Below are 2,523 nucleotides of genomic sequence, written 5' to 3'. Positions count from 1 at the left end.
TTTAAAATTATAAGTTTGAAATATAAAAAGCATTATTATCAAATATATGCTGAGAGAAATGATTCTTTATTTCAAATGTTTAGTATGATTGAAGAAATTGCCATAACAAGAGGTTGTGAAAAAATAAAAGTTGGTAATTATTATGAATTACATATTCATGAACTTTATCCAGGTTCCATTAATGGTGTACGTATGCCAGTAGATCCTTTTATAGGTAATACTATCCCAGATAAACGTATACTTCCTCGTTTATATGATAGTGAAGATTATGGAGGACCTCTTTACTTGAATGAAAAGTCTCATTATGTAATCTATTATGTATCAAATTTAAATGGTTTGTTTATTAAAAAATATGACTAGGTTTTTTAGTACTGCTAGAACTTTTTTATCAAACAACTATTGATAATATTTGGTCATCCTTTTTTAATTAAAATAGAAATAGTATGATGAAGAAATTAGTATTTACGTTTTTAGGAATATTAATCGGTGTATTTATAGGTATGCTCGTTGGTGTTATTATTGATCTTGCATATATCTATCCAACCAAAGAATGGGAAAAATTAGATAATGTTCCTGTTTCAGCTGCTTTTGTAGGAGGTTGTGATGGTGGTTGCTGGATGGAATTAGTTGAAATAAGAAATGATACAGTGAGGTTTAAAATTTATCAAGATTGGAGTGGCGTTTTGATTTATGATGCTGATTTTGTTTACGAAGATTCTTATGATTTTTATTTGACTAAAACAAATTGGACTCAGTATGTTAGTGACTTTAACTTTTCTGGTGACAAAAAGATATGTTGTAATTACCTTGGTTGTTTGATGCCTGTTATACCTGAATATTATAAGAATTTGTCCTATTTTTGGTATTGAATCTTTTTAAATTATTCTTTAATAAACTAAATTACAATGAAAAAAATATTATTATCTATGTTTTTGGGAATACTAATAGGAATAATTATTGGAGTCAGTATTATTCTTATAAGAACAGCATTTATCCCACGACCTAAAAGAGTAAAACCAGATAGTATTCCCGTTTCAGCATTTTTAATAGGAGGGTATGATGGTTATTATTGGATAGACTTAGTTGAAATAAGAAATGATACAATTAGGTTTAATTTTTATAATTATAAGACGAATCTTTTGGTGTACGATGCTGATTTTATTTTAGATAATTGTGGTGCTTTTTCCTTAACTAAATCCAATTGGTCGGATCATGTTGTTTTTTTTGATGACCGATTATGTAATTGTACCATTCTATTAGAAGATCATTATTGTCAATTGACTGCTCTTCAACCTGCTTATTTTAAAAGAGAATAGTTGTATTTGTTTGACAGAATAGCAAAAAAAATGATAAGTTATGAAGAATTTAATAATATCTAAAGCCTTTGGTGTGATAGCATTGTGTATTAATATACTATTGTTTTTTCATCCAATGTATTTGTTCTATTGTTATAATTTCACAGAAACTTTATTTCTGTTTATGTTTCCAGTTTATAGCTTGCTTATTATTAATTGGTTAGCATCTATAGGAGTTGCGATATCAATATTTGTATATACAGGAAGAATTAAATATAGAGTCTTTTTAGTATTGACATTATTGATATGGTTTCTCATTTTTTCAACTTATATCAATTTCTCTTATCAATTTTTGTTGAGTTCTCTTATAAATTGAGAGAGTGTATATAAACTAACTTCAAAAGATGAATATTGTTGATGCGTATTGTGAGGAATAAATGCCTATATATTATTACAGAATATAAGATATGAAAAAGATGTTCAAAATAAAGACAAATGTTAGTATGGTCGAGAAATTCGTATTTTCCTTTTTAGGTATACTTATAGGTGTATTTATCGGTATGGTAGTAGTTATGAGTTTCTATCATCCCTATATAAATACAAGTATGGTTAATGAAAAGCCAGAAAATGTTTCTGTATCTGCAGTTTTAGTCAATGATTGTGATGGTTATACTCATTATTGGATGGAATTAGTTGAAATAAGAAATGACACTGTGAGGTATAAAATATATGATAGGAGTGGAATCTTGATTTATGATGCTGATTTTGTTTATGAAGATTCTTATGATATTTATTTGACCAAAACCAATTGGACTCATTATGTTGATAGTATTTATTTAGATGGTGACATAAAGATAAATTTAAGAAATTCAATTAATAATTTACCTCTAGGATATTTGATTCCTGTTTTGCCTGTATATTATATGAACTGGTCGAATATTATGCTTTAATTTTCTTCAAATTTGTTTTTTATAAACATAAATACTATGAAAAAAATATTATTATTTACTTGTGTAGGGATATTGATAGGTTTTATTATTGGTGGTAGTATTATTCTTATTTGCTGTACATCTTTATCAAGAGAAAATAGAATAAAACCCGAATATATTTCTGATACAGCATTTTTAGTAGATGGGTATGATGGTTATTATAGGATGGATTTAATTGAGATAAGAAGTGATACTATTAGGTTTAAAATTTATGAAGGTATGACGAGTACGTTAATTTA

Annotated in this window: 5 protein-coding genes; all 5 read left to right on the top strand. The window is 26.8% G+C overall.

All coding sequences use genetic code 11. The features are described from left to right. Positions 1 to 360: hypothetical protein (locus tag ACPKM0_RS07880; RefSeq protein WP_472474911.1), on the top strand; the 360-nt coding region annotated here is incomplete at its 5' end. An 83-nt stretch (positions 361 to 443) separates the two neighbouring features. Continuing rightward, the gene (locus tag ACPKM0_RS07875) at positions 444 to 869 is read left to right on the top strand and encodes a hypothetical protein (protein ID WP_472474909.1); all 426 of its coding nucleotides are present in this window, start codon (positions 444 to 446) and stop codon (positions 867 to 869) included. 63 nt (positions 870 to 932) lie between these two features. Next, the gene (locus ACPKM0_RS07870; RefSeq protein ID WP_472474908.1) at positions 933 to 1,316 is read left to right on the top strand and encodes a hypothetical protein; all 384 of its coding nucleotides are present in this window, start codon (positions 933 to 935) and stop codon (positions 1,314 to 1,316) included. A gap of 446 nt (positions 1,317 to 1,762) precedes the next feature. Further along, the gene (locus tag ACPKM0_RS07865) at positions 1,763 to 2,245 is read left to right on the top strand and encodes a hypothetical protein (protein ID WP_472474906.1); all 483 of its coding nucleotides are present in this window, start codon (positions 1,763 to 1,765) and stop codon (positions 2,243 to 2,245) included. 36 nt (positions 2,246 to 2,281) lie between these two features. Continuing rightward, positions 2,282 to 2,523, top strand: a 242-nt coding sequence (locus tag ACPKM0_RS07860) for a hypothetical protein (RefSeq protein ID WP_472474904.1), incomplete at its 3' end; no start/stop codon positions are given.

Source organism: Pleomorphochaeta sp. (assembly GCF_050031695.1).
Taxonomy (GTDB): Bacteria; Spirochaetota; Spirochaetia; order Sphaerochaetales; family Sphaerochaetaceae; genus Pleomorphochaeta.
This window is presented reverse-complemented; position numbering and strand designations above follow the sequence as displayed.